23 protein-coding genes are annotated in these 24,232 nt (G+C 60.1%); 17 read left to right on the forward strand and 6 right to left on the reverse strand.

Annotation, left to right across the window (positions count from 1 at the left end):
* Window positions 1-188 precede the first annotated feature (188 nt).
* The gene (locus tag HU727_RS11095; RefSeq protein WP_367616998.1) at window positions 189-899 is read left to right on the forward strand and encodes a hypothetical protein; all 711 of its coding nucleotides are present in this window, start codon (window positions 189-191) and stop codon (window positions 897-899) included.
* A 182-nt stretch (window positions 900-1,081) separates the two neighbouring features.
* Here HU727_RS11095 and HU727_RS11100 read toward each other — a convergent pair whose 3' ends face one another.
* Window positions 1,082-2,059 (reverse strand): NADPH:quinone reductase, encoded by a 978-nt coding sequence (locus tag HU727_RS11100; RefSeq protein WP_186531304.1) that lies wholly within the window; start codon window positions 2,057-2,059, stop codon window positions 1,082-1,084.
* Window positions 2,060-2,208: 149 nt separating this feature from the next.
* On the opposite strand from HU727_RS11100, the gene hemF reads away from it, so the two are divergent.
* Window positions 2,209-3,123 carry an oxygen-dependent coproporphyrinogen oxidase gene (gene hemF, locus HU727_RS11105; RefSeq protein ID WP_186531306.1) on the forward strand — a complete coding sequence of 305 codons (915 nt, stop codon included), beginning with the start codon at window positions 2,209-2,211 and terminating at the stop codon, window positions 3,121-3,123.
* A gap of 9 nt (window positions 3,124-3,132) precedes the next feature.
* On the forward strand, window positions 3,133-3,954 hold the full coding sequence (gene aroE, locus HU727_RS11110) for a shikimate dehydrogenase (protein ID WP_186531308.1): 822 nt from the start codon (window positions 3,133-3,135) through the stop codon (window positions 3,952-3,954).
* 90 nt (window positions 3,955-4,044) lie between these two features.
* Here aroE and HU727_RS11115 read toward each other — a convergent pair whose 3' ends face one another.
* From HU727_RS11115 to betC, 3 genes are all read right to left on the reverse strand, one after another.
* Window positions 4,045-5,613, reverse strand: coding sequence for a SulP family inorganic anion transporter (locus HU727_RS11115; RefSeq protein WP_186531309.1), 1,569 nt, complete (start codon window positions 5,611-5,613; stop codon window positions 4,045-4,047).
* A 139-nt stretch (window positions 5,614-5,752) separates the two neighbouring features.
* Window positions 5,753-6,673: a choline ABC transporter substrate-binding protein gene (gene choX / locus HU727_RS11120; protein WP_186531311.1), complete on the reverse strand. Its 921-nt coding sequence runs from the start codon at window positions 6,671-6,673 to the stop codon at window positions 5,753-5,755.
* 15 nt (window positions 6,674-6,688) lie between these two features.
* On the reverse strand, window positions 6,689-8,203 hold the full coding sequence (gene betC / locus HU727_RS11125; RefSeq protein WP_186531313.1) for a choline-sulfatase: 1,515 nt from the start codon (window positions 8,201-8,203) through the stop codon (window positions 6,689-6,691).
* Window positions 8,204-8,317: 114 nt separating this feature from the next.
* On the opposite strand from betC, the gene HU727_RS11130 reads away from it, so the two are divergent.
* Complete coding sequence (locus HU727_RS11130; protein ID WP_186531315.1) at window positions 8,318-9,268, forward strand: choline sulfate utilization transcriptional regulator; 951 nt, start codon at window positions 8,318-8,320, stop codon at window positions 9,266-9,268.
* Window positions 9,269-9,291: 23 nt separating this feature from the next.
* Here the strand turns inward: HU727_RS11130 and HU727_RS11135 are convergent, their stop codons facing one another.
* A complete protein-coding gene (locus tag HU727_RS11135; protein WP_186531317.1) occupies window positions 9,292-9,957 on the reverse strand; it encodes an NAD(P)-dependent oxidoreductase in 666 nt (221 codons plus the stop codon).
* An 82-nt stretch (window positions 9,958-10,039) separates the two neighbouring features.
* Here HU727_RS11135 and HU727_RS11140 point away from each other — a divergent pair, with 82 nt between their 5' ends.
* A complete protein-coding gene (locus HU727_RS11140) occupies window positions 10,040-10,366 on the forward strand; it encodes a DOPA 4,5-dioxygenase family protein (RefSeq protein ID WP_186531319.1) in 327 nt (108 codons plus the stop codon).
* On the opposite strand, the gene HU727_RS11145 is transcribed toward HU727_RS11140, so the two are convergent.
* Window positions 10,363-10,773: a GFA family protein gene (locus HU727_RS11145; RefSeq protein WP_186531321.1), complete on the reverse strand. Its 411-nt coding sequence runs from the start codon at window positions 10,771-10,773 to the stop codon at window positions 10,363-10,365. The two genes, HU727_RS11140 and HU727_RS11145, sit on opposite strands and share 4 nt — an antisense overlap.
* 326 nt (window positions 10,774-11,099) lie before the next feature.
* Here HU727_RS11145 and HU727_RS11150 point away from each other — a divergent pair, with 326 nt between their 5' ends.
* The 12 genes from HU727_RS11150 to HU727_RS11205 all read left to right on the forward strand — a co-directional run bounded on the left by HU727_RS11150 (window position 11,100) and on the right by HU727_RS11205 (window position 24,120).
* Window positions 11,100-12,407, forward strand: coding sequence for a CitMHS family transporter (locus HU727_RS11150; protein ID WP_186531323.1), 1,308 nt, complete (start codon window positions 11,100-11,102; stop codon window positions 12,405-12,407).
* A gap of 85 nt (window positions 12,408-12,492) precedes the next feature.
* Window positions 12,493-13,260: a TerC family protein gene (locus HU727_RS11155; RefSeq protein ID WP_186531325.1), complete on the forward strand. Its 768-nt coding sequence runs from the start codon at window positions 12,493-12,495 to the stop codon at window positions 13,258-13,260.
* Between the two features lie 355 nt (window positions 13,261-13,615).
* Window positions 13,616-14,113, forward strand: coding sequence for a PAAR domain-containing protein (locus tag HU727_RS11160; protein ID WP_186531327.1), 498 nt, complete (start codon window positions 13,616-13,618; stop codon window positions 14,111-14,113).
* A gap of 17 nt (window positions 14,114-14,130) precedes the next feature.
* Window positions 14,131-15,288 (forward strand): DUF2515 family protein, encoded by a 1,158-nt coding sequence (locus HU727_RS11165; RefSeq protein ID WP_186531328.1) that lies wholly within the window; start codon window positions 14,131-14,133, stop codon window positions 15,286-15,288.
* Complete coding sequence (locus HU727_RS11170) at window positions 15,285-15,923, forward strand: hypothetical protein (RefSeq protein WP_367616999.1); 639 nt, start codon at window positions 15,285-15,287, stop codon at window positions 15,921-15,923. The genes HU727_RS11165 and HU727_RS11170 overlap by 4 nt, the downstream gene beginning before the upstream one ends.
* Window positions 15,924-16,100: 177 nt before the next feature.
* Window positions 16,101-17,759 carry a Na/Pi cotransporter family protein gene (locus HU727_RS11175; protein WP_186531330.1) on the forward strand — a complete coding sequence of 553 codons (1,659 nt, stop codon included), beginning with the start codon at window positions 16,101-16,103 and terminating at the stop codon, window positions 17,757-17,759.
* A 181-nt stretch (window positions 17,760-17,940) separates the two neighbouring features.
* Window positions 17,941-19,335 carry a M16 family metallopeptidase gene (locus HU727_RS11180; RefSeq protein WP_186531332.1) on the forward strand — a complete coding sequence of 465 codons (1,395 nt, stop codon included), beginning with the start codon at window positions 17,941-17,943 and terminating at the stop codon, window positions 19,333-19,335.
* 190 nt (window positions 19,336-19,525) lie between these two features.
* On the forward strand, window positions 19,526-20,554 hold the full coding sequence (locus HU727_RS11185) for a DUF5924 family protein (protein WP_186531334.1): 1,029 nt from the start codon (window positions 19,526-19,528) through the stop codon (window positions 20,552-20,554).
* Window positions 20,555-20,608: 54 nt separating this feature from the next.
* Window positions 20,609-21,757: an ABC transporter permease gene (locus HU727_RS11190; protein WP_186531336.1), complete on the forward strand. Its 1,149-nt coding sequence runs from the start codon at window positions 20,609-20,611 to the stop codon at window positions 21,755-21,757.
* Entirely contained in the window at window positions 21,754-22,557 is an 804-nt protein-coding gene (locus tag HU727_RS11195) for an ABC transporter ATP-binding protein (RefSeq protein ID WP_186531338.1), read from the forward strand. The genes HU727_RS11190 and HU727_RS11195 overlap by 4 nt, the downstream gene beginning before the upstream one ends.
* 1 nt (window position 22,558) lies before the next feature.
* Window positions 22,559-23,497, forward strand: coding sequence for an MlaD family protein (locus HU727_RS11200; protein WP_186531340.1), 939 nt, complete (start codon window positions 22,559-22,561; stop codon window positions 23,495-23,497).
* Window positions 23,494-24,120 (forward strand): ABC-type transport auxiliary lipoprotein family protein, encoded by a 627-nt coding sequence (locus HU727_RS11205; protein WP_186531342.1) that lies wholly within the window; start codon window positions 23,494-23,496, stop codon window positions 24,118-24,120. The genes HU727_RS11200 and HU727_RS11205 overlap by 4 nt, the downstream gene beginning before the upstream one ends.
* Window positions 24,121-24,232 lie beyond the last annotated feature (112 nt).

Here is a 24,232-nt window from a genome sequence, read left to right on the forward strand (position 1 = left end):
TTGGCGGCATGTGCGAGGAGTTCTGCGCATGCCTGCGACTTATTCCTACATCCGTCGACGCTTCTTCGTTGTCGTTGTTTTTTTATGTGTCAGATGAATCTCTGATGTCGCAATACTTGTAATTTTTCCCACGTGATTATCAGAACCGATGCAGTGGCGAGATTCTTAAAAGCATCCATTATTCCAGTGTGCTTGAACAATTTCGAAACGTTAATGGCTGCGGAGAAGTAATGGATATTACGGATTTACATCTAAGGGATTATCTGCAGGGCTTTCAGGAAACACTCAGGAATCAACAGGCCGATTATCGTGTGGCCGTTCTTGAAGCGGGATCGGACACCGGGGAGTTTGAACGCTTCATCGGTCGCCAGTTTCGCCTGCGATTGCAACACTACATGCTCACCTCCAGAGCCCGTGCGCTGGAAACCCGCTTGGCGATCGCCTCGCGCAGCACGCACTTTCTGCTGTACCAACGTGATCAACTCATCGCGGTCCTGCGAGCAACCCCCGCGCCATTCGAATGGGCCTCGTTGGCGCGTCACCATGTTTCCCCCACCGTAGCATTGGCGCATCACGTCGAGTTCAGCCGTCTGATAACCCATTCGCAGCAGCATCGGCCGGTGTCGATCAACGGCCTGCTCGCCACCGCCGCCGAGTGGGCAATCAACAGGGGTTATGAAGGCGTGACGGCTTTGTGCAGAGCGCCGCAGCGGCAACTGTTCCAGCGTTTCGGCCTTACACCGATCGCTTCGCACGCACTGCATATCGAACAACGCGCCCGTGGGGATTATTGGCTGTTGTCCGCGCAGTGGCGGCAAATACTCATGGCGCTTGATCAGCCTGTAAACATGAATGCGCATTTGCCGGAGTATCGTGATGAATATAACCGTCAGTATTGATCCGCCTGTCATTGAAGAGTGGGCTGAGAAGTGGCTTGTTTTTGAGTCGAGGAAGTTGCGCAGGAAGTTTGCCAATCGTTATTCGGCATCGAAGAAACTTCACCGCAGGATGTACTTGATATAGTTGCAAGGCCCTCGGCGAACTTATGGGAAAGTTTGCCGAGGCCAGCTGTTGGAGAAGTTTACGGCAACAAAATCGTGGAGCCGGTGGTGCGCCGTGCCGACAGTTCGGTTTGTGCTTTGGCGGCATCAGTCAATGCATGGCGCTGGCTGATATCGACCTTCAGCTTGCCGCTGATGATCATCTCGAACAGCTCGTCGGCCATGCGCTGCAGGTTCTCGGCGTTGTTGGCGTAAGTCGCCAGCGTTGGCCGGGTCACGTAGAGCGAACCCTTCGCTGCCAATATGCCCAGGTTGACGCCGTCGACCGCGCCCGAGGCATTGCCGAAACTCACGACCAGACCGCGTGGCGCCACGCTGTCGAGCGAAGTGAGCCAGGTGTCCTTGCCGACGCCGTCGTACACCACCGGGACTTTCTTGCCATCGGTCAGTTCCAACACGCGCCCGGCAACGTTTTCGTGGCTGTAATCGATGGTTGCCCAGGCGCCGTTGGCCTTGGCCAGTTCGGCTTTTTCCGTGGAGCTGACGGTACCGATCAGCTTCACGCCCAGCGCTCTGGCCCACTGGCAGGCCAGTGAGCCGACGCCTCCGGCAGCGGCGTGGAACAGGATGGTTTCGCCGCCATGCAGTTCGTAGGTCTGGCGCAGCAGGTATTGCACGGTCAGGCCTTTGAGCATCACCCCGGCGGCGGTTTCGAAGCCGATTTCATCGGGCAGATGCACCAGATTGGCCTCTGGCAAAACGTGCAGGTCGCTGTAAGCACCCAGCGGGCCGCTGCCATACGCAACGCGATCGCCGACTTTGAAGCGGGTGACTTGATCGCCGACCGCTTCCACGAAGCCCGCGCCTTCAGAGCCCAGGCCGGAGGGCAAGGCGGGTGGCGCATAGAGGCCGCTGCGGTAATAGGTGTCGATGAAGTTCAGGCCGATCGCCTGGTTGGCGACGCGCACCTGATTCGGGCCGGGCGCCGCCGGTTCATAGTCAACATAATCGAGCACTTCGGGGCCGCCATGGGCGCTGAACTGGATACGCTTTGCCATTTGCCTGCTCTCCTGGGGTCTTTTGTAATCCCCCTATCCAACTCCCCTGCTTGATCTTCGTCAACTGCGGCGCGCCGGTCTGCGATGGTATGCTACGCGCCCATTTGCGCCGCCCGCCTGCCGGGCGACGCCCGATTCAAGGTGAAGCCATGACGACCCGCACCGACGCCGTAAAGGCCTATCTGCTCGACCTGCAAGACCGCATCTGCGCGGCGCTCGAAACCGAAGACGGCGGCAAGCGCTTCGTTGAGGACGCCTGGACCCGGCCGGCGGGCGGTGGCGGTCGTACCCGTGTGCTGGAAAACGGCACGCTGATCGAAAAGGGCGGCGTCAACTTTTCCCACGTCTTTGGCAGCGGTTTGCCGCCATCGGCCAGCGCGCATCGGCCAGAGCTGGCCGGGCGTGGTTTCGAGGCCCTCGGCGTGTCGCTGGTCATTCATCCGCACAATCCACACGTACCGACTTCTCACGCCAACGTGCGTTTTTTCATCGCTGAAAAAGAAGGTGAAGAACCGGTCTGGTGGTTCGGCGGCGGTTTCGACCTGACTCCGTATTACGGCAACGAAGAAGACTGCATCCACTGGCACCGCGTCGCTGAACAGGCCTGTGCGCCGTTCGGTGCGGACGTCTATCCGCGCTACAAAGCCTGGTGCGACACCTACTTCCACATCAAGCATCGTCAGGAGCCGCGTGGCATTGGCGGCCTGTTTTTCGACGACCTGAACGAGTGGGATTTCGACACCAGTTTTGCCTTCATGCGCGCTATTGGCGACGCCTACATCGAGGCGTATCTGCCGATCGTGCAGCGCCGTAAAAACGAGGTTTTTAATGCCCGGCAGCGCGAGTTTCAGGAATTCCGCCGTGGCCGCTACGTTGAATTCAATCTGGTGTATGACCGCGGCACCCTGTTCGGTCTGCAGTCTGGTGGACGTACCGAGTCGATCCTGATGTCGCTGCCGCCGCAAGTGCGCTGGGGCTATGACTGGAAAGCCGAGCCGGGCAGCGAAGAGGCGCGCCTGACCGAATACTTCCTGCAGGATCGCGACTGGCTGGCCGAGGCCTGAGGACTTGTGATGGATCGTTACGTCGTTTTTGGTAACCCGATCGGCCACAGCAAGTCACCGATGATTCACAGGTTGTTCGCCGAACAGACCGGCCAGCGCCTCGATTACAGTACTCTGCTGGCGCCGCTTGACGATTTTTCCGCCTGCGCCACGGCGTTCTTCCGCGAAGGTCGCGGCGCCAACGTTACCGTGCCGTTCAAGGAAGACGCCTACCGCCTGGCCAACAGCCTGACCGCCCGCGCGCAACGCGCGGGTGCGGTGAATACCCTGAGCAAACTGGAAGACGGCTCGCTGCTCGGTGACAACACCGACGGCGCCGGCCTGGTGCGCGATCTGACGGTGAATGCCGGATTCAGCCTTACCGGCCAGCGCATCCTGCTTTTGGGGGCAGGTGGCGCAGTGCGCGGGGCGTTGGAACCGTTGCTGGCGGAACAACCGGCGTCGGTGATCATCGCCAACCGCACGGTGGACAAGGCTGAGCGACTGGCCGAGTTGTTCTGCGATCTGGGGCCGGTATCGGCCAGTGGTTTCGACTGGTTGCGCGAGCCGGTGGACGTGATCATCAATGCCACGTCCGCCAGCCTCACGGGCGACGTGCCGCCGATTGCACCGAGCTTGATCGAGCCTGGCAAAACGCTGTGCTACGACATGATGTACGGCAAGGAGCCGACTGCGTTTTGCCGCTGGGCCAGCGAGCATGGCGCGGCGGTATCGATGGACGGCCTGGGAATGCTGGTTGAACAGGCTGCGGAGGCATTCCACCTGTGGCGCGGCGTGCGCCCGGATACGGCGCCAGTCCTCGCCGAGCTGCGCCGGCAGTTGGCCTTCTAGAAGCTTCGCGAGCAGGCTCGCTCCCACATTGAAATGCGATCCACTGTGGGAGCGAGCCTGCTCGCGAATGGCGACATCGCCGATCTTGAATCAATCCTCAAACCGGATCGGGCATTTCTCCGCTCCCTCAAGTTTGCGCAACTCCTCCACCACCTGCGGCCGAGCGCCGCGCAACGTCAGGCTGCGCCCTTGGCCCAGCAGGCGCCGCGCTTCCTGGTGCAGCATTTCCACACCTGAATAATCGATGAAGTTGATCTGCTGCGCCTCAATCACCACGCGCGCCCCTTGGGTGCGTTGCAGGCGCACTTGCAGGTAATGGCTGGCGCCGAAAAAGATCGAACCGCCGACGCGCAGCACATCGTCCTCGCCGTCGCGCCAATGCTGCACTCGCGGTTGCGACGTACGTTTGAGATAGAAAAACAGCGACGCCAGCACCCCGGCGTAAATGGCCGTCTGCAATTCCAGCAACAGGGTCGCCAGACAAGTCAGGGCCATCACCACGAACTCAGCGCGGCTGACCCGCAGCAAGGCGCGAATGCCGCGATGATCCACCAGCCCCCAGGCGATCAAGAGAATGCTGCCAGCCATCGCCGGAATCGGTATATGCGCAATCAGGCCCGCGCCAAATACTGCGAACAGCGCTACCCAGATTGCCGAAAATACCCCGGCCAGTGGCGAGCAGGCCCCCGCTTCATAACTTAAACCCGAGCGGGTAAAGGATCCGGCCGACAACGATCCGGAAAAAAACGCACCGACGATGTTCGATAAGCCCTGCGCGCGGACTTCCTGATTGGCGTCGAGCAACTGCTGCGACCGTGCGGAAATCGAGCGGGCGATCGACAGGCTGGTCACCAGCCCGAGCATGCCCACCGCGACGGCGCTCGGCAGCAGGCGCAGGATCACTTCCAGATCCAGCGGCAACGCGCTGAACGGCGGCAAGCGTCCGACAAAGGCGCTGACCAGATGCACATGCCCGAACATCGCCGGCCACAACCACACCAGCAGACTGGCCAGTACCAGAGTGATCAACAGCGTCGGCCAGCGAGGCAGGGCTTTCTTCAGTGCCACGCCGACGACTACCGTGGCTACGCCGAGCAGCAGCGAAGGTTTATCCACAGCCCCCAGGTGACGCAGTAAATCCATGAGGCTGGCGAGCGCCGTGGTATTGGCTGGCAGTTCCAGGCCCAGCAGATTTGGCAACTGCCCGATGGCAATCACCACCGCCGCACCCAGCGTGAAACCGAGCACCACCGAGTGGGAGACAAAATTGACCAACGCGCCGAAGCGCAGCAAACCCAGCAGCCACTGAAAAACCCCGGCAAGGAAAGTCAGCAGCAGAATCAGCGTGATGTAGTCCTGCGATGCAGGCACGGCCAGGGGGCTGACGCTGGCGTACAGCACAATCGAAATGGCAGCCGTCGGACCCGCGATCAGATGCCACGAGGAGCCCCACAGACAGGCAATCAATACCGGAATGATCGCCGCGTAAAGACCGTACTCCGGTGGGAGACCGGCAATCAGCGCGTAGGCAATCGACTGGGGCAAGGCGAGAATTGCGCCGCTGAGGCCTACGATCAGGTCCCGTCCGACGCTGGCACGGGTTTGTCGCGGGAGCCAGGTCAGGAAAGGGAACAGTGAGTAGCGGCTTGGGAAGGCCATGGGTCCTCGCGGTTGGGGGTTGTTCAGGGCAAGGTTATCAGCATGACAACTCCTGAGTGCCGCAAAGGCGCTCGGCACGGGATGCGCAAAGACCCGGCGGCATTCCCACGCAGAGCGTGGGAACGATCAGCGTGGGCAGTCAAAGCTTCGCTTTCACAGCCCCCAGCGCCTCCTTGCCGTCCGCCGTCTTGACTCCATCCAGCCACTTGTCCAGCACCGCCGGATTCGCCTTGATCCAGGCCTTCGCTGCCTCGGCGTTGGTGATTTTCTTGTTCACCACCTCGGCCATGATGCTGTTTTCCATCTCTTGGGTGAACGTCAGGTTGGTCAGCAACTTGCCCACATTCGGGCAGGCCTCGGCGTAACCTTTGCGGGTCAGGGTAAACACGCTGCCGGTGTCACCGAAATATTTTTCGCCACCTTTCAGGTAATGCATTTTCAGCTGCACGTTCATCGGGTGCGGGGTCCAGCCGAGGAAGGTGACGAACTTCTGTTTCTTCACCGCTCGCGAGACTTCGGCGAGCATCGCCTGTTCGCTGGACTCGATCAGCTTCCACTGACCCATGTTGAAATCATTCTTTTTGATGATCTCCTGCAAGGAAATGTTCGCCGGCGCACCCGAGCCGATGCCATAGATCTTCTTGTCGAATTTGTCGGCGAATTTATTCAGGTCGGCGAAATCATGCACGCCCGCCTCCCAGACATAATCGGGCACGGCGAGGGTGAACTCGGTTCCGTCGAGGTTTTTCGCCAATTGGGTCACGTCCCCCGTCGCGACGAACTTGTCATAGAAGCCCTGCTGCGCCGGCATCCAGTTACCGAGAAACACGTCGACCTGGCCGTCCTTCAGGCCGCCGAAGGTGATCGGCACCGCGAGCGTGTCGACCTTGGCCTTATAGCCCATGCCGTTCAACAGAAACCCGGCGATGGCATTGGTGGCGGCGATGTCGCTCCAGCCCGGATCGGCCATTTTCACGGTTTCGCAGCCTTGCTCGGCATAAGCCGAAACGCTGCTCAACGCGATCAGGCCGACGGTCAGTGCTGTGGATAACTTGCGCATGGACTTCCCCTTACATTATTGGTTTTGGCAGGGTTGTGGATAACGGGCCTTGCGCTCCAGATCATCAAGATCGATGTGGTTGCGCATGTACTGCTGGCTGGCGTCGACCAGCGGCTGGTGATCCCAGCTCTTCAGCTTGCCGAGGGTCAGAGCCTCGGCCACGAAACGCCGCCGGCGCTGGCTGGCAAGCACGTTTCGATGGATCGTCGGAATGTCCCACTTGGCCCGCGCTTCAGCAAGAAAGTCGTCGAACAACTGGCGATGCTGCGATGACTGGCCGAGTTCTTCCTCTTCGCGCGGATCGTTATCCACATCGAAGAGTAGGCAAGGGTCACTTTCGCTGTAGATAAATTTGTAGGCACCACGACGAATCATCATCAGCGGACTGATCGTGCCTTCTGCCATGTATTCGCCGAAGACTTCGTCGTGGCCACCCCGCCCTTGCAGGTGCGGCACCAGCGAGCGGCCATCCAGCGGCAGGCCCGGCTCGAGTGTGCCGCCGGCCAGCTCCACGAATGTGGGTAGCAGGTCAGCGGTCGAAACGGCGGCGCTGACACGTCCCGCTTCGAACTGCCCGGGCGCACTTATCAACAGGGGCACTCGCGCCGCCATTTCAAACCAGTGCATTTTGTACCAGAGGCCTTTCTCGCCGAGCATGTCGCCATGGTCACCGGAAAAAACGATGATCGTGTCGTCAATCAGCCCGGTTTCCTCGAGCGTTTGCAGCAGTTTGCCGACATTGGCGTCGATATAGCTGCACGCTCCAAAATACGCCCGGCGCGCATCGCGAATCTTATCCACAGGCAGCGGCTTGTCCCACAGGTCATAGACTTTGAGTAGGCGTTGCGAGTGCGGATCAAGTTCATGCTGACTCGGCGTGGCGGGAAGCGGAATATCGGCATCGTCGTACAAATCCCAGTAAGCCTTGGGAATGGTGTACGGGTCGTGGGGGTGAGTCATCGACACGGTCAGGCAGAACGGCTGGTCGCCGTCCTCGCGAATGTGATCGAACAAGTACTGCTGGGCCTTGAACACCACCTCTTCATCAAAATCGAGTTGGTTGGTGCGCACGCAGGGCCCGGCCTGCAGCACAGAAGACATGTTGTGATACCAGCTCGGCCGCACGTTCGGCTCGTCCCAGTTCACTGACCAGCCGTAATCGGCCGGGTAGATGTCGCTGGTCAGGCGCTCTTCATAGCCGTGCAATTGGTCCGGCCCGCAAAAATGCATCTTGCCCGACAGCGCGGTGCGATAGCCGAGGCGGCGCAAGTAGTGAGCATAGGTCGGGATATCGGCGGGAAAGTCCGCAGCGTTGTCGTAAGCGCCAATCTTGCTCGGTAACTGGCCGCTGACCAGGGTGAAGCGCGATGGCGCGCACAACGGGCTGTTGCAGTAAGCGGCGTCGAAGACCACGCCTTGCGCGGCGAGGCGGGAAAGATTAGGCAGTTTGATCGGCGAGGGGCCGTAAAAAGGCAACATTGGCGCGGCCATCTGATCGGCCATGATGAAAAGAATATTCTTGCGCTTCATGTGATCGCGGCATTCCATAGTGAATATTTATGCGACATTGCTGCGATCGAGCATGAAGTCCATGCTTGTTCGGGTAAAGCCCGCGCCGGGCAATGACTAGGATAAGCACAGCTTATGTATGAAGCTCTCGGTGATCTGTCTCTCGATCTGTTGCGCGCCTTCGAGGCGGCCGCGAGGCATCGCAGCTTCACCGCAGCGGCGGTGGAGTTGGGCACAACACAGCCTGCCATCAGCCAGCAGATCAAACGGCTCGAAGAGCAACTGGGTGCGCGGCTGTTTGACCGGATCTACCGTGGCATCGAGCTGACCGAAGTCGGTTCGATTCTTTTCGAGCAAGTTAGCGCCGGGTTGCAGAATATCGACGCAGGACTGAGTGCAATCAGTGCGCAGCAGCAACATGAAGTGCTGCAAGTCGCCACCGACTTTGCCTTTGCGGCGTATTGGCTGATGCCGCGCCTGCATCGCTTCCACGAGGCCAATCCGCACATTGACGTCAGCCTCGTCACCAGCGAGCGCAATCACAACATGCTGCGCACCGACATAGATGTGGCAATCCTGTTCGGCGATGGGCGTTTTAAACAAGGCGAAAGCCATTGGCTGTTCAGCGAGGAAGTGTTTCCGGTGTGCAGTCCGCACTTGCTCAAGGACCGCGCCCTGCCCTTGCCGGCGCAGGCCTTGCTGGACTTCCCTCTGCTGCATCTGCGCGGCGAAAACAGCAGCAACTGGTTCGACTGGAGCCGGCTCTTTCGTGAATTGGGGATCAGCACGGCGCCGGCGCCCGGGCAGTTGCGCTTTGACAATTACACGCTGCTGATTCAAGCCGCCATTGGCGGCCAAGGCGTGGCGATTGGCTGGCGGCACCTTGTGGATAACCTGCTGACGCAAGGTTTGTTATGCCGGCCGATAGCCGAAACCACGCTGTCGCGCCTGGGTTATTACGTGGTGTTGCCACAGCGCAAACGACGGGGCGCGTTGATTCAGCTGTTCGTTGACTGGTTGAGGTCCGAGCAGGCGAGCAGTGCGCAATCGCTTAATGGTCTTGCCCTGCCTTCGATTGCGGTGTGAAGAGCCAAGGATCGGACGATCTTTTACAGATCTGAAGCCGCCACAAAATTTACATGCTCGCCAACATGCAGATTCAGCCTCAGCTCATCGGCAATCCCCACCGCCACACGATTCAGGCGCTCCAGTGGTTCGGCTAGGCCTGGTTCCAGATTGCCGCCCACCTGACTGAAATGCTCAATGGTCAGCCCCGCCACGCCGTGTGGCGCGTTGACCAGCGTCCACTGCAGTTGGCTGCTTTGCACGGCTTCGAGCATTTCCTCGGCGGCATGACGTTGCAGGCTGTCATCGCCGTCGGACTCATCGAGTACACCGAAATTGCCGACCAGAAAAAGCCGGGGGACGCTAGCCAGTTGCAAGCCGTCCACTAACGCATCGACGGCCAGAACCTGTTCGACTGGCCCAAGCGTCACCGAGCGTTCCACATGGTCGCTGCTGAAGGGCAAACCCGGCGCGTCGAGCAGACAGATCACCGCTGAAGTCCCCGCCACGCTCTGGTTAACCCGCTCGGCGTCAAACAAATTACCGGTTTTGGTACGAAGCCCCGGACGCGGCGCGAGTGCAGTGAGATCGTCGAGAATGACGATGACTTCGTGTTGTCGTCGCAGCAGCTCAGCCATCAACGCACCGCCCAGGCTACTCATGGCACCATAGAGCACCACTTTCACCACGGGGGTTTCGGCATTTCTCATGGCTGATCCTTTTTTTAAACCCTTGTAAGGCATCAGACACACGGTCTACATCGAGGGTTCGAACCGATTCAGAGGGTTTGCGATGCACACGATAAAGGGCTATCACGCCCACGTTTATTTTGACGCCGGCACCCTCGGGCAGGCCCGTGCCTTGTGCGAGCGCGCCGCGCAATTGTTTGCGGTGAAAATGGGCCGCGTGCATGAAAGGCCGGTCGGGCCGCATCCGGACTGGAGCTGCCAACTGGCCTTCGGTCCCGAACTGATCGGCGACGTGCTGCCGTGGCTGGCGCTCAACCGTAAGGGGCTGGTGGTGTTCCTCCACCCAGAGACCGGCGATGACCTGATTGATCACACCGAACATGCGATCTGGATGGGCGCGGTGCGGCCGCTGGATTTGTCGGTTTTTTAATCAAGCGTTTCCTCGGCTTCGCCCGGCAGGTGTTCATCCAGATGCAGCCAGGGTAATTGGCTGTCGGTCCAGATATGCCTTTGGGCCGGCGCCCGTTCCGGGTGATCCAGCGTAGCAATGGTTACGTCGATGCTGGCCGGGCTGAGCGATGTCACCAATGCCAGATGCGCACCGCAATCCGGACAGAAGAACCGCGCGCAACTGGCCGATGAGTCGTATCGCGCCGGCGTTCCGGTCAGCCATCGAAAATTCGCGGTTGGCACGGTGATCCAGGTGGTGACGATGCCGCCGCTGACCTTGCGGCAGATCGAGCAATGACAATGAGCAATGTCCTGCAATGCCCCGCTGAACTGATAGCGGATGTGTCCACAGTGACAGCCCCCGCTGTGTTCCCCGTTCTTCTCCATCGCCACTTTCTCCCGTTTTATTGGCTCTTGTCGCATCCGACCGCCGGTAAACCGTTCATTCAACGCGTTGAGCAACGAAAGGTAGCTGAAAGCTTCCCCGATTAGGATCGCCTCACTTCCGGCGACAGACCGGTTGGCCAACGCGTGTGATGCCTCGCACGCCCGGCCCAATTAACAACAACAATGGTGATTCTGATGTCCTCTGCAACCCGCCGCTTCCCCTGCTTTTTGCTTGCAACTCCTCCCGTACGCCTCGTGCTTCCCGTTCTGCGCTGATCCGACCGATCCGCTCATTTAACTAGCCGCGCTACGCCTGGAGTATTCCGATGCTGACTTTCCTTGGCTTCGCCATGGTCATCACGTTCATGTTTCTGATCATGACCAAGCGCCTGTCCGCGCTGATCGCTCTGATCATTATCCCGATCGTGTTTGCCCTTTTCGGTGGTTTTGCGCCGAAAATCGGCCCGATGATGCTCGAAGGCATCACCAAACTTGCGCCAACCGGCGTGATGTTGATGTTTGCGATTCTTTACTTCGCATTGATGATCGACTCCGGCCTGTTCGACCCGGCCGTGCGCAAGATCCTCAAGCTGGTCAAAGGCGATCCGTTGAAGGTTTCGGTCGGTACCGCCGTATTGGCGCTCGTCGTTTCCCTTGATGGTGACGGCGCGACCACTTACATGATCTGTGTGGCCGCGATGCTGCCGCTCTACAGCCGCATCGGCATGAGCCCGCGAATCATGGCCGGCCTGATCATCCTCGCCGGTGGCGTGATGAACATGACCCCGTGGGGTGGCCCGACCGCCCGTGCGGCGAGTGCGCTGCATGTCGACCCGTCGGACATTTTCGTGCCGATGATCCCGGCCATGGCCGCAGGCGTGCTGGCGATCCTGGTGATTGCCTACTTCTACGGCAAGCGTGAGCGCGCCCGTCTGGGCGAATTGCAACTGGTGGGCGACGATGTCGATCACAGTGAAATCAGCGTCTCGCAGTTCCCCGATGCCCGCCGTCCGAAACTGATCTGGTTCAACGGCGCGCTGACCTTCGGCCTGATGTGCACCCTGATCGCCGGTCTGTTGCCGCTGCCAGTGCTGTTCATGGTGGCGTTCAGTATTGCCATGATCGTCAACTACCCTTGCCTGCAAATGCAGAAGGATCGCGTTGCCGCTCACTCCGGTAGCGTGCTGGCAGTGGTCGGGCTGATCTTTGCGGCGGGGATCTTCACCGGTATCCTGTCGGGCACCGGCATGGTCGATGCGATGTCCAAGAGCCTGTTGGCGGTGATTCCGGATTTCCTCGGCCCGTACCTTGCAGTCATCACGGCGCTGGTGAGCATGCCGTTCACCTTTTTCATGTCCAACGACGCGTTCTACTATGGCGTGTTGCCGGTGTTGGCCGAGGCCGCCAGTCACTACGGGATCACCGCAGTGGAAATGGCCCGTGCCTCGATCGTCGGTCAGCCCGTCCACTTGCTGAGCCCGTTGGTGCCATCGACTTACCTGTTGGTGGCCCTGGCCGGGATTGATTTTGGTGACCACCAGCGTTTCACCCTGAAATGGGCGATCCTGGTTTGTATCTGCATTCTGATTGCTGCGCTGTTGTTGGGGACTTTCCCGATGTTCAGCACTCTATAAGTCCAAGACTCACCGTTTCGGGTCCTGGCTTCGCGGTTTGAAGCCCGGACCTTTTTCGGTTTAACAATCGCTCAAAGGAATACACATGGAATGGCTGACCAACCCTGAGATCTGGGTTGCCTTCTTCACCCTGACGGCCCTGGAAATCGTCCTCGGCATCGATAACATCATCATGATTTCGATCCTGGTCAGCCGCATGCCCAAGCACATGCAGCAGCGCACCCGGATCTTCGGTCTTGGCCTGGCCATGGTCACGCGGATCCTGTTGCTGCTGTCGATCACCTGGGTCATGCGCCTCACCGCCGACCTGTTCGAAGTCTTCGGCCAGGGCATTTCCGGCCGCGACCTGATCCTGTTCTTCGGTGGTCTGTTCCTGCTGTGGAAGAGCTCGCAGGAGATGTACCACGCGCTGGAGGGCGAAGACGAGAGCGACGACGCGCCGTCGGGCAAGGGCGGCAATTTCCTGTACACCATCATTCAGATTGCGATCATCGACATCGTTTTCTCGCTGGACTCGGTGATCACGGCGGTGGGCATGGTTTCCCACGTTCCGGTCATGGTCGCGGCGATCGTCGTGGCCGTGCTGGTGATGATGTTGGCTGCGGGCAAGATCAGCGAATTCATCGACAAGCACCCGTCGCTGAAAATGCTCGCGCTGTCGTTCCTGCTGGTGGTCGGTACCGTATTGATCGCCGAATCGTTCGACGTGCACGTGCCGAAGGGCTACGTCTACTTCGCCATGGCGTTCTCGCTGGCGGTGGAAGCGATCAACATCAAACTGCGCGGCGCGATGGACCGGAAAAAGAAACAGCAGGATCCGGTGAAACTGCGCAAGGATTTTTCGGGACAGTAATCCCGTAGTCCGCTTACACGCTATACCTGTGGGAGCGAGCCTGCTCGCGAATGCGGTAGATCAGTCAATATTGTTGCCGACTGACCCACCGCTTTCGCGAGCAGGCTCGCTCCCACAGTCGTTTCTGCCTTCAGGCAGTCGGAACGAGGTTGTCCAACACGGACGTAACGCGGCGTGTGCTTAAACACCCAGCACAATCTGCGTTTAACACCGTTCAAAACATCAGCTCCCACAGGTTCTTCATTGCTCCCACGGTTGCGCATGGCGATCATCGGTCGAGGGGATTTAAGGTTGACGCTTAACGCTTCGCTCGTTAGCGTGCCCCGCTCGCCTCAACGACATACAAGGAACGTTCATGTCTGGAAAACCCGCCGCGCGCGTCACGGACCCGACCACCTGCCCGCTGCCCGGCCACGGCACCAACCCGATTGCCAGCGGTTCCGGCGATGTCTTTTTCAATGGTCTCGCCGCCGCTCGCTTAGGCGATCAGTGCACTTGCGGCCAGGCACTCAGCGGCGCCTTTTCGTCGACCGTTTTTATAAACGGCAAAAACGCCATGACCCTCGACAGCACCGCCAGCCATGGCGGGGTGGTGATCGGCGGCTCAGCTAACGTGATCATCGGCAGCTCGCACACCCCCGCGCCGTTCGTTCCGCCGTTGCCGATCATTGGTCAGCCAGTGGTCGAATTCAAAGCGGTCAGCGCCGGCAACGGCGAACCCATCGCCGAACAGGGCTACGAAATCGAAACCGCCGAAGGCCGCATCGTCAAAGGCCTGACCAATGCGCAGGGGATGACCCAGAGCGTTGCGACCCTGCAGCCCGATCTCGCCGTCGTACGCTGGACCGCCTGAGCTTCAAGGAAGAACCAATGACTGCACAATGCATCGCGCCAGACGATCTGGACATGAAAAAACTCTGGGACAGCACCTGTGAGCTGCCCACCTGCAAACGCGAAACCAGCACCGCCGGCCCCAACCCGAAAACCCGCGTCGAAGTCCCGCTGCTGACCTGCAACTGCCTGTGGCGCCGCTTCCAGAAAGAAGCCGAAGACTGGGTCGCCCCCGGCGGCGTCCTCATCGCCGACCCCCAGGCCCGCAACCGCAAAATCAACGCTGCCTACGCGCAGCTGTGGCTGGCGGATAACCGCTTTCAGTGGGCAGGGTTGGCGGCGTTCGCTTCTAAGCAGGTGGGGTGTGGCTTGATCCACGCTACCAAACTGCAAACCGCCATTGCTGCGCAGAAGGCTGCACAGGAAAAGCTGCGAACCGCCCCATCGGGAACCTTGTTTGAAGGTTTCGGATTCAAGTTCAGCAAAACCAATCCTGAGGTTGAACAGGAACTTGAGAAAGCCCGAGCGGCAAACCCGATGCCGACCGAGGACATCACTTTCGGCGACAACCCACGCTCAGTGGTTCAGCAGCAGCTGGACTATGTGTATGAGATGTTGGCGCTGGGTAATACGTCGCTGTTTCTGGACGTTTATCCGTTGCACCGGTTTTTCATGGTGCGGGGGTACAAGGAGATGGAGAAGTGTTTGAGAAGCCGGCGTGGCATTGAGAAGGATGTAATGTGGCCGATAGCGGGTAAGGTGCAGTTTGGGATCGATGCGGGTGAGATTTACCGAACCTTTGAAGCGATTGATGCCGGTGAAATTGTCGAAAGCGTTCAGCAGATGGCACGACACGAACAGTTGAATATCTTGCAGCCCGCAATGTATGAGGATACGCAATTTGCAACACTGATGCGCGGTACCCATGCAGGCAACTACGTATCCGTGGTGACGGGTATGTTCTCTGGTGCAGCCGAGGAAATTCAACTAACGCTTGCTAGTCAGTGCAAGGCTCCCGATAACAGACAAGTTTCATTTTCCAAGAATCCTATCGCTAATCTCGCGGACAGGGATCAGCGAATGGAGTTCGTGTTACGGGCTGCTGGCCAATTTGATGCCTTGCTCAAGAATCCAGCGACTCGGGCTCAACTGAAACAGTCGATCACGGATATTGCTAGCGGGGGCGGAATAAAGTGACGATTATTTCGCGTCAATTGGCATCTGCCGGGACTGGGATAGCGCTCGTTCTGGCGGTTGTTGTCGCCTACTCCATGTCTGGTGTCGACAGGATCTACGCTCATATTGGCAAGCCATACGCCGAAGTCGTCAAAGACTCCAGTTTCCCCGTTGAACGAAAAACAGCCATATATCCAAGTGACCCTCCCAAGGCCGACTCGACCTGGATAAGCAGCCCGGTCGTGATTACTTTTGATGATCCCGAGCATGGCTTTACCTTGCCCAAAACAATCTACGGCGCGGTGGGCTATACCAAGGGAAAAGTAGACGGCATAACGACGTCGCCAATGGTTGAATCGCTTCCCTTCGATAAGACAGCTGCGCTCTTGGACGAGCTGCAAACGATGTTCAAAAGTGCCGGTTGGGCTCCTGAATCTGCGGGGGGAAACGATTGGATCAAGGTGTCGAGCGATGATGAGAAACGACAGCTGCAAGCCAAGCTTTTCGAAAGGGCGGATGGGGTGATCCTCTTGGTACCTCACAAGTACAGCCTACTGCTGCACGTCAAATGCTATGTGCGTTGTGATGAGAGGAACGTGGATACGGCCAGATATTTAATTGATGTTGGTCTGAGCAGGGATCATTTCAGTGATTGAGCACCGCGCAGGTAAGCGAAGCACCGTTTTCATGACACTTTTGTTTCAATCCATTCTTTAGCTGTGCAATGCTGGCGCCGAGACCGTTAGCCAACTACAGCTTAAGTATCACAACGTAGAAACCGCGCGGTGCCGTCCACTTGCCCCTCTGGGGCGCTGCTACTACAGGGGGTCTGCATGCTCACCCTGCTCAATCTGTTGTCTGCCGTCGCCCTGTTGATCTGGGGCACGCACATCGTCCGAACCGGCATCCTGCGGGTCTACGGCACCAATCTGCGGCATGTGATCGGCCAGAACATGTCGAAGAAATGGCTGGCCTTCGTTGCCGGCATTCTTGTCACTGCGATGGTGCAGAGCAGCAACGCGACGGCGATGCTGGTCACCTCGTTTGTCGGCCAGGGTCTGATGGCGCTGACGCCGGCACTGGCGACCATGCTCGGCGCCGACGTCGGCACGGCGCTGATGGCGCGGGTGCTGACGTTGGACCTGTCATGGCTGTCGCCGCTGCTGATTTTCCTCGGGGTGATTTTCTTTCTGTCGCGCAAACAGACGCGGCTCGGGCAGATGGGCCGGGTGTCGATCGGTTTGGGGCTGATCATTCTCGCGCTGCAATTAATCGTTGAAGCGGCTGCGCCAATCACCCACGCGCAAGGGGTGAAAGTGATTTTCGCCTCGCTGACCGGGGACATTCTTCTCGACGCCTTGGTCGGCGCGTTATTCGCGATGATCTCCTACTCCAGCCTCGCCGCTGTTCTGCTGACCGCGACACTGGCCGGGGCTGCCGTGATCAGCTTGCCGGTGGCGATCGGTCTGGTGATCGGCGCCAACATTGGCAGCGGCATTCTCGCGTTCATGAGCACCAGCATGCAGAACGCTGCTGGCCGGCAAGTGGCGCTGGGCAGCCTCCTCTACAAACTGATCGGCCTGCTGCTGATCATCCCGGTGCTGGACCCGCTGGTGCACTGGATCGACAGCCTCGATTTCAGTCCCCAGGAAATGGTCATCGGCTTTCACCTGCTCTATAACACCGCGCGTTGCCTGGTTTTGCTGCCAAGCGTCGGGCCGATGGCGCGGCTGTGCGCGTGGCTGTTGCCCGAGCGACCGGAGGTCAACGGCACTGCCAAACCCCGGCATCTGGATGCGAGCGCACTGGTCACGCCCAGTCTGGCGCTGGCCAACGCCGCCCGGGAAACCCTGCGCATGGGCGACCTGCTCGACAACATGCTCGACGCCACCCTGGATGTGCTGCGCGGCAAGCAGACCGCCATCACTCAGGAGATCCGCCGGCTGACCGATGACATCGAGTCGCTGAACAGCGCGATCAAACTCTATCTGGCGCAAATGCCCCGCGAAGACCTTGGCGAGCAGGACAGTCGGCGCTGGGCCGAGATCATCGAGCTGGCGATCAACTTGAAACTGGCCGCCGACCTGATCGAACGCATGCTGCGCAAGATTCAGCAGCAGAAGACTTCGCAACGGCGTTCGTTTTCCGAAGAAGGCCTGGTCGATCTGGCCGGACTCCAGCAGCAACTGATCGCCAATCTGCGCCTGGGCCTGTCGGTGTTTCTCAGCGGCGACCGGGAAAGTGCCCGGCAACTGCTGCGCGAGAAACGCCGCTTTCGCGCACAGGAACGGCGTCTGGCCCACGCCCATGTCAGCCGTTTGCAACGCAAGATCGTGCAGAGTATCGAGACCAGTTCGCTGCACCTGGAGCTGATTGCCGACATGAAACGGCTGAACTCGCTGTTCTGCAGTAGCGCTTATGTGGTGCTTGAGACGGCAGACACGGGGGCGCTGGCAGTGGATGACATGAGCGACATTACGCATTCGCCTTGAACGTCTGGGGCTGGGGTTAGTCAGTTACATTGATTCAGCCTCAAGATCTTCGCGAGCAGGCTCGCTCCCACAGGGGAATGTATTTCAATTGTGGGAGCGACGGTGCGACGATTCGACCTGCTCGCGAATAGCGGTCTGAATAGCGACACGGATCTCCAAATCAGCCGTATGGAAGCCTGTTATGCGTTGCCTGTTGTTCGCCTGTCTGTTGCTCGGTTCCCTGCCCGCTTTTGCCCTGGATCGTTTTCAGGTGGAGGGCTATGCGCTGCCCAACGGTTTGCAGTTGCTGCTCAAGCCCGGCACCGAGCGTGGGCACGTGGCGATCCGGCTGGTAGTCGGTGTTGGCCTCGATGACTTCGATTGCAGCGAAAAAGAGCTGCCGCATCTGCTTGAGCACCTGCTGTTCAGCGGCATTGACGCCACGGGCGAAGGCGGCCTGGAGGAACGCATGCAGGCTTTGGGCGGTGAATGGAATGCGTTCACCAGCAACGCCGACACCACGTTCGTCATCGAAGCCCCGGCGAAAAACCAGCGCAAGGTGCTCGACCTGTTGCTCGCGCTGCTGACCCAGACGCGCATCGACGACAACGCGATCAATGCTGCGAAACGCGTGGTCGAGCGCGAAGACGGCGGCCATTACACGAAACTGCAACGCTTCCTCGACCGCCAGGATCTTGGCCACACCGCGAGCAATCAACTGGCGGTGGAGCTTGGGCTGAAATGCCCGCAGCGCGCCGAAGTCGGTCATCTGACCCAAGAGCAGCTGGAGAAGGTGCGCAAGACTTGGTACGCGTCGAACAATATGACCCTGATTGTCGTCGGCGAACTCGACAAACTGCTACCGGCCTACCTGGAGCGCACCTGGGGTGAGCTGGAGCCGGTGGAGCCGAGCGAACACCGCCCCCTGCCTGACATTAGCACCCGTGCCGCCCACGAGCGCACCCTCACCCGTGGTTTCATCGGTGACAGCGCCAAGCTGCACTGGCTGGTACCGGAACCGGTGCTGGACGATCAATACGACCAAACGTTCGACATTCTCAAGGATTACCTCGATTGGGCGCTGTACCGGCAGATTCGCCTCGATCACGGTTTGTCTTACGGACCATGGGCCGAGCGCGGAGTGTTCGGCGGCGTCGGCTTCATGAGCCTTAACGCCGACCTTGATCGCGACGACGTCGACGAAGCCATTCAAGTGCTTGAAAACCTCAAGGCCGATCTGCTGAAAAACGGCCTCGACCCAGTCACCTTTGCTCGCATCAAACAAGCTGCCATCGCCCATCAGGCCTGGGCAGTACAGGGGAACAGCGCACTGGCGGACTATTACTGGAGCGCGCTGGCCGACTATCAGGACGGTCGCTTCACCAATCCCGCGCGGGAGCTGCAAGGCGTGACGCTGGCGGCGGCGAACAAGGCCATGCGCGAGTTGCTGCTGCAGCCGGGGTATTTGCGGATCGAGAAACCGTTGATCAGCGATGACCAGGTGCTGTGGCTGATCGCGGGCGGTGTGGGTGTTCTGTTGCTGGTGATGCTCGGCTGGCGGTTGCAGCACCGCCGAAAACTCCCTCCGGCGATTTGATGCATAACCCTGTGGGAGCGAGCCTGCTCGCGAAGGCGGTGGGCCATTCAATGGTGATGGCGGCCGCCACGCCTCCTTCGCGAGCAGGCTCGCTCCCACCAGGAAGATCGGTGCGATACCAACCTCGCCACAACGCCCGGCGGACGCTACTCTGTCGAGGTATTTCCCTACCCTGCCGTGAATCGCCCACATGTCGAAATTAACCCTCCTGATCCAGCGCATCCTCGAGCTGATGAAGCGCTACCCCGGGGTCATTGCGCTGGGTGGTTTCGTCTCAGGGGTCGGCAGTTTCATGCTGGTCGACCGCCAGCAAGGCCTGGCGAGCTGGATCACGGTGATCATGCTGCTCAGCTGGGTCTGGCTGATGCTGGAAAACACCCTGACCGGCCTGTTCACGCGGATCTTCAAACGGGAAATTCCCCAGCCGCTGCTGCGTTACGCGACGCAGATGATCCATCAGGAAAGCCTGTTTTTCGTTCTGCCCTTCTATTTCATCACCACGACTTGGAACAGCGGACAGTTCTTTTTCACCGGCCTTCTCAGCGTCGCGGCGCTGATTTCGATCGTCGACCCGCTGTATTACAAATGGCTGGCGCCGCGGCGCTGGGCCTTTCTGGCGCTGCACACGCTGACCCTGTTCGCCGCCCTGCTCACGGCGCTGCCGGTGATCATGCACCTGACCACCGCGCAGAGCTTCAAATGGGCGCTGGGCATCGCCGTTGTGATGTCATTTCCGAGCCTGGCGTCGATTTTCCCGATCCGCACCGTGCGCAACGCGCTGGCGATCCTGTTCATCACCGTCGGTATCGGCGGCGTCGGCTGGGCGCTGCGTTCGTGGGTGCCGCCGGCGACGTTGTGGATGACCGACGTGGCGATCAGCACGCAGCTGCAGGATCGCACCCCCGGCGCCAGCCTCGACACGGTCAGCGCCGAGCAGATTCGCAGCGGCGGACTCTACGCCTACACCGCGATCAACGCGCCGCGCGGGCTGGATGAGCGGATTTATCACGTCTGGACCTTCAACGGCAAAGAGGTTGATCGCATCGCCCTCGACATCCACGGCGGGCGCAAGGAAGGTTACCGGGCCTGGACGCACAAGCAGAATTTCCCCGGCAACCCGGCCGGCAAGTGGCAGGTGCGCGTGCTGACCGAAGATGGCCAGTTGATCGGCGTGCTGCGTTTCGCAATCACCGACAGCACACCGGCCAAAGAAAACTGATCCGGTTCGTGCTATTACGTAGGATCTTGCAACAGCCGTACAAGCACGGAGCTTATGACCAGCAGCCCAACCCCCGGCAGTGCCCACCTGGACACCGCGCTCAGCCCTGCCCGCCTGCGGGTCACCGGCGACTGGACGCTCGCCCATTACACCGCGCTCAAACACTTGAGCGAAAAACTGCACGGCCAATACGACGCCGCCACGCCGATTGACCTCAACGGCCTCGGCGCACTCGACACCGCTGGCGCGTCGTTGCTGGTCGAACTGCTCGGTTCCGAGCGCCTCGGCAAGTCGGCCGAGCATCCCGATTGCACCCTTTCCACAGCCGACCGCGCCCTGCTGCAGACCGTGTATTGCTCGCTGAGCGACTTCTGCGTGCCGATCAAGGAGCCGGAAATCAGCGTCAGCGTGCAACTGTTGACGCGCATCGGCCGTGCCGTGGACACGGTCTGGAAGGACACGATGCAGTTGCTCGGCTTCGTCGGCCTGATTCTCGAAGTCATCGCCCGCGGCCTGTTCCGGCCCAAGCGCTGGCGCATCACGCCGATGATCGCCCACATCGAACAGACCGGTCTCGACGCCGCGCCGATCGTGGCGTTGCTGACGTTTCTGGTCGGCGCGGTGGTGGCGTTTCTCGGGGCGACGGTGCTGGCCAGTTTCGGCGCGACGATTTTTACCGTGGACCTGGTCGGCTTCTCGTTCCTGCGCGAATTCGGCGTACTGCTCACCGCGATCCTGATGGCCGGGCGCACCGCCAGTGCTTTCACCGCGCAGATCGGCTCGATGAAGGCCAACGAAGAAATCGACGCAATCCGTACCCTGGGCCTCGATCCGATTGAATTGCTGGTGGTGCCGCGCGTGCTGGCGCTGCTGGTGGCGTTGCCGATGCTGACGTTTCTGGCGATGCTTTCGGGGATTGTCGGCGGCGGCGTGGTTTGCGCGGTCTCGCTGGACATCTCGCCGGCGATGTTCCTTTCGCTGCTGCAGTCGGACATCGGCATTCAGCATTTTCTGGTCGGGCTGGTGAAGGCGCCGATCTTTGCGTTTCTGATCGCCGCGATTGGTTGTCTGGAAGGTTTCAAGGTCAGCGGCAGCGCCGAGTCGGTTGGCGCGCACACCACGTCCAGCGTGGTGCAGTCGATTTTCGTGGTGATCGTGCTCGACGCGGTGGCCGCACTGTTCTTCATGGAGATGGGCTGGTGAGTCGTCTACCTCGCGCGCCCTCGGAGGCGGTAATCGAAGTTCGGGGCCTGTACAATCGCTTTGGCCCGCAGAGCGTGCACGAGAACCTCGATCTGGACGTGTACAAAGGCGAAATCCTCGCCGTGGTCGGCGGCTCCGGCACCGGTAAATCGGTGCTGCTGCGCAGTATTGTCGGGCTGAACCGGCCCAGCGAAGGCATCGTCAAGGTCTTCGGCAAAAACCTGCCGAGCCTGTCCGAGCATGAGCGCTCGCTGGTCGAGCGGCGTTTCGGCGTGCTCTTCCAGAAAGGCGCCCTGTTTTCTTCGCTGACCGTGACCGAGAACGTCGCGCTGCCGCTGATCGAACACGCCGGCCTCAGCCGCCATGACGCCGAACACCTGGCCGCGGTGAAGCTGGCCCTGGCCGGGCTGCCGCTGTCGGCGGCGGACAAATACCCGGCGTCGCTGTCCGGCGGTATGGTCAAGCGCGCCGCCCTGGCCCGGGCCCTGGCGCTGGATCCGGACATCCTGTTTCTCGACGAACCCACTGCCGGCCTCGATCCGATTGGCGCGGCGCAGTTCGATCAACTGATCCTGACCCTTCGCGATGCGCTGGGTCTGAGTGTGTTTCTAGTAACTCACGACCTCGACACGCTCTACACCATCACCGATCGCGTGGCGGTACTGGCGCAGAAAAAGGTATTGGTCGCCGGTCCCATCGACGTTGTCTCGGAAACCGATGACGCGTGGATTCACGAATACTTCCACGGCCCGCGCGGCCGCTCGGCGCTGGACGCCGCCAAACTGCTCAACGAGGTCTGACATGGAAACCCGAGCCCATCATGTGTTGATTGGCCTGTTCACAGTAATCGTTGTGGCCGGCGCCCTGCTCTTCGGTTTGTTCCTGGCCAAGTCCAGTGTCGACACCGAGTTCAAGGATTACGATGTTGTGTTCAACGAGGCGGTCAGCGGTCTGTCCAAGGGCAGTTCGGTGCAGTACAGCGGGATCAAGGTGGGCGACGTCGTCAGCCTGCGCCTTGACCCGCAGGACCCACGCCGGGTGCTGGCGCGGATTCGTCTGGCCGGTGACACGCCGGTCAAGGAAGACACCCAGGCCAAACTGGCACTGACCGGCATTACGGGCACCTCGATCATCCAGCTCAGCGGTGGTACGCCCGAAAGCCCGAAACTGCGCGGCCATGACGGCCAGTTGCCGACGATCGTCGCCTCGCCCTCGCCTATTTCGCGGCTGCTCAATGACAGCAGCGACTTGATGACCGGCATCAGTGCCCTGCTGCAGAACGCCAACCACATGTTCTCGGCGGAAAACGTCGAACGCGTGAGCAAGACCCTGGCCCATCTGGAGCAGACTACCGGCACGATCAACGATCAGCGCGGCGATATCAAACAGGCGATGCAGCAGTTGGCGACAGTCGGCAAGCAGGCCGGCAGCATGCTCGAACAGACTTCGCTGTTGATGCGCAACGCCAACGGCTTGCTCAATGACCAGGGCAAACAGGCCCTGGGCAGTGCCGAGCAGGCGATGAAGTCGCTGGAACAGAGCAGCGTGACCATCAATGGCTTGCTGAGCAAAAACCAGAATTCTCTGGATAACGGCATGCAGGGCCTCAATGGCCTGGCCCCGGCGATCCGCGAACTGCGCGAGACGCTGACCTCCCTGCGCGCCATTTCCCAACGCCTCGAGGCCAACCCCAGCGGTTACCTGCTGGGCAGCGACAAGAACAAGGAATTCACCCCATGAAGCTGACTCGAATCACCCTTCTCGGCGCTGGCTTGACCCTGGTAGGCGCGTGCTCGATTTTGCCCAAGTCGGAGCCCTCGGACGTCTACCGCCTGCCTGCCGCGCCAGTGTCTGCGTTCACCAGCCCGGCGGCTCAGACCTGGTCGCTGCGCTTGAACAAATTGCAGGCAAGCGAAGCATTGAATCGCCCGAGCATCGCGGTGATTCCCCAGGGCGACGTGATCAGCAGCTACAAGGGCTCGCGCTGGAGCGATCCGGCCCCGGTGCTGATGCGCAATCGCTTGCTCGACGGCTTCCAGCGTGACGGCCGGGTGACATTACTCAGCACCGATGACAGTAATTTTCAGGCAGACCTGGAACTGGGCGGCAGCTTGCAAGCGTTTCAGACGGAATATCAGGGCCCGCAGGCCGGCGTCGTGGTGCGGGTCGATGCGTTGCTGGTGCGCGGCTACGACCAGCGCATTCTTGCCAGCCGCCGGTTTGAAGAGCGTCAGCCATTAAGCGATGTGCAAGTGCCGGCGGTGGTCGCCGGATTTGGCCAGGCCAGTGATCGCCTGACTGCCAAAGTCGTGGCCTGGGCGGTCGAGCAAGGCCAGAAACTCGCCCCTGCGCCAAGATCCTGAGGACGATACCTAACCCTGTGGGAGCGAGCCTGCTCGCGAAAGCGGCATCTCAGTCACATAAGCTTTGACTGACACTCCGTCTTCGCGAGCAGGCTCGCTCCCACAGTGGAAG

This window comes from Pseudomonas khorasanensis, from assembly GCF_014268505.2.
In the GTDB taxonomy this organism is placed as follows: Bacteria; Pseudomonadota; Gammaproteobacteria; order Pseudomonadales; family Pseudomonadaceae; genus Aquipseudomonas; species Aquipseudomonas khorasanensis.

What these genes read in the sequence shown, in the direction of transcription:
- HU727_RS11100 (WP_186531304.1), bottom strand. Translation starts at nt 2,059, where the DNA reads ATGGCAAAGCGTATCCAGTTCAGCGCCCATGGCGGCCCCGAAGTGCTC.
- hemF (WP_186531306.1), top strand. Translation starts at nt 2,209, where the DNA reads ATGACGACCCGCACCGACGCCGTAAAGGCCTATCTGCTCGACCTGCAA.
- aroE (WP_186531308.1), top strand. Translation starts at nt 3,133, where the DNA reads ATGGATCGTTACGTCGTTTTTGGTAACCCGATCGGCCACAGCAAGTCA.
- HU727_RS11115 (WP_186531309.1), bottom strand. Translation starts at nt 5,613, where the DNA reads ATGGCCTTCCCAAGCCGCTACTCACTGTTCCCTTTCCTGACCTGGCTC.
- choX (WP_186531311.1), bottom strand. Translation starts at nt 6,673, where the DNA reads ATGCGCAAGTTATCCACAGCACTGACCGTCGGCCTGATCGCGTTGAGC.
- betC (WP_186531313.1), bottom strand. Translation starts at nt 8,203, where the DNA reads ATGAAGCGCAAGAATATTCTTTTCATCATGGCCGATCAGATGGCCGCG.
- HU727_RS11130 (WP_186531315.1), top strand. Translation starts at nt 8,318, where the DNA reads ATGTATGAAGCTCTCGGTGATCTGTCTCTCGATCTGTTGCGCGCCTTC.
- HU727_RS11135 (WP_186531317.1), bottom strand. Translation starts at nt 9,957, where the DNA reads ATGAGAAATGCCGAAACCCCCGTGGTGAAAGTGGTGCTCTATGGTGCC.
- HU727_RS11140 (WP_186531319.1), top strand. Translation starts at nt 10,040, where the DNA reads ATGCACACGATAAAGGGCTATCACGCCCACGTTTATTTTGACGCCGGC.
- HU727_RS11145 (WP_186531321.1), bottom strand. Translation starts at nt 10,773, where the DNA reads ATGGAGAAGAACGGGGAACACAGCGGGGGCTGTCACTGTGGACACATC.
- HU727_RS11150 (WP_186531323.1), top strand. Translation starts at nt 11,100, where the DNA reads ATGCTGACTTTCCTTGGCTTCGCCATGGTCATCACGTTCATGTTTCTG.
- HU727_RS11155 (WP_186531325.1), top strand. Translation starts at nt 12,493, where the DNA reads ATGGAATGGCTGACCAACCCTGAGATCTGGGTTGCCTTCTTCACCCTG.
- HU727_RS11160 (WP_186531327.1), top strand. Translation starts at nt 13,616, where the DNA reads ATGTCTGGAAAACCCGCCGCGCGCGTCACGGACCCGACCACCTGCCCG.
- HU727_RS11165 (WP_186531328.1), top strand. Translation starts at nt 14,131, where the DNA reads ATGACTGCACAATGCATCGCGCCAGACGATCTGGACATGAAAAAACTC.
- HU727_RS11175 (WP_186531330.1), top strand. Translation starts at nt 16,101, where the DNA reads ATGCTCACCCTGCTCAATCTGTTGTCTGCCGTCGCCCTGTTGATCTGG.
- HU727_RS11180 (WP_186531332.1), top strand. Translation starts at nt 17,941, where the DNA reads ATGCGTTGCCTGTTGTTCGCCTGTCTGTTGCTCGGTTCCCTGCCCGCT.
- HU727_RS11185 (WP_186531334.1), top strand. Translation starts at nt 19,526, where the DNA reads ATGTCGAAATTAACCCTCCTGATCCAGCGCATCCTCGAGCTGATGAAG.
- HU727_RS11190 (WP_186531336.1), top strand. Translation starts at nt 20,609, where the DNA reads ATGACCAGCAGCCCAACCCCCGGCAGTGCCCACCTGGACACCGCGCTC.
- HU727_RS11200 (WP_186531340.1), top strand. Translation starts at nt 22,559, where the DNA reads ATGGAAACCCGAGCCCATCATGTGTTGATTGGCCTGTTCACAGTAATC.
- HU727_RS11205 (WP_186531342.1), top strand. Translation starts at nt 23,494, where the DNA reads ATGAAGCTGACTCGAATCACCCTTCTCGGCGCTGGCTTGACCCTGGTA.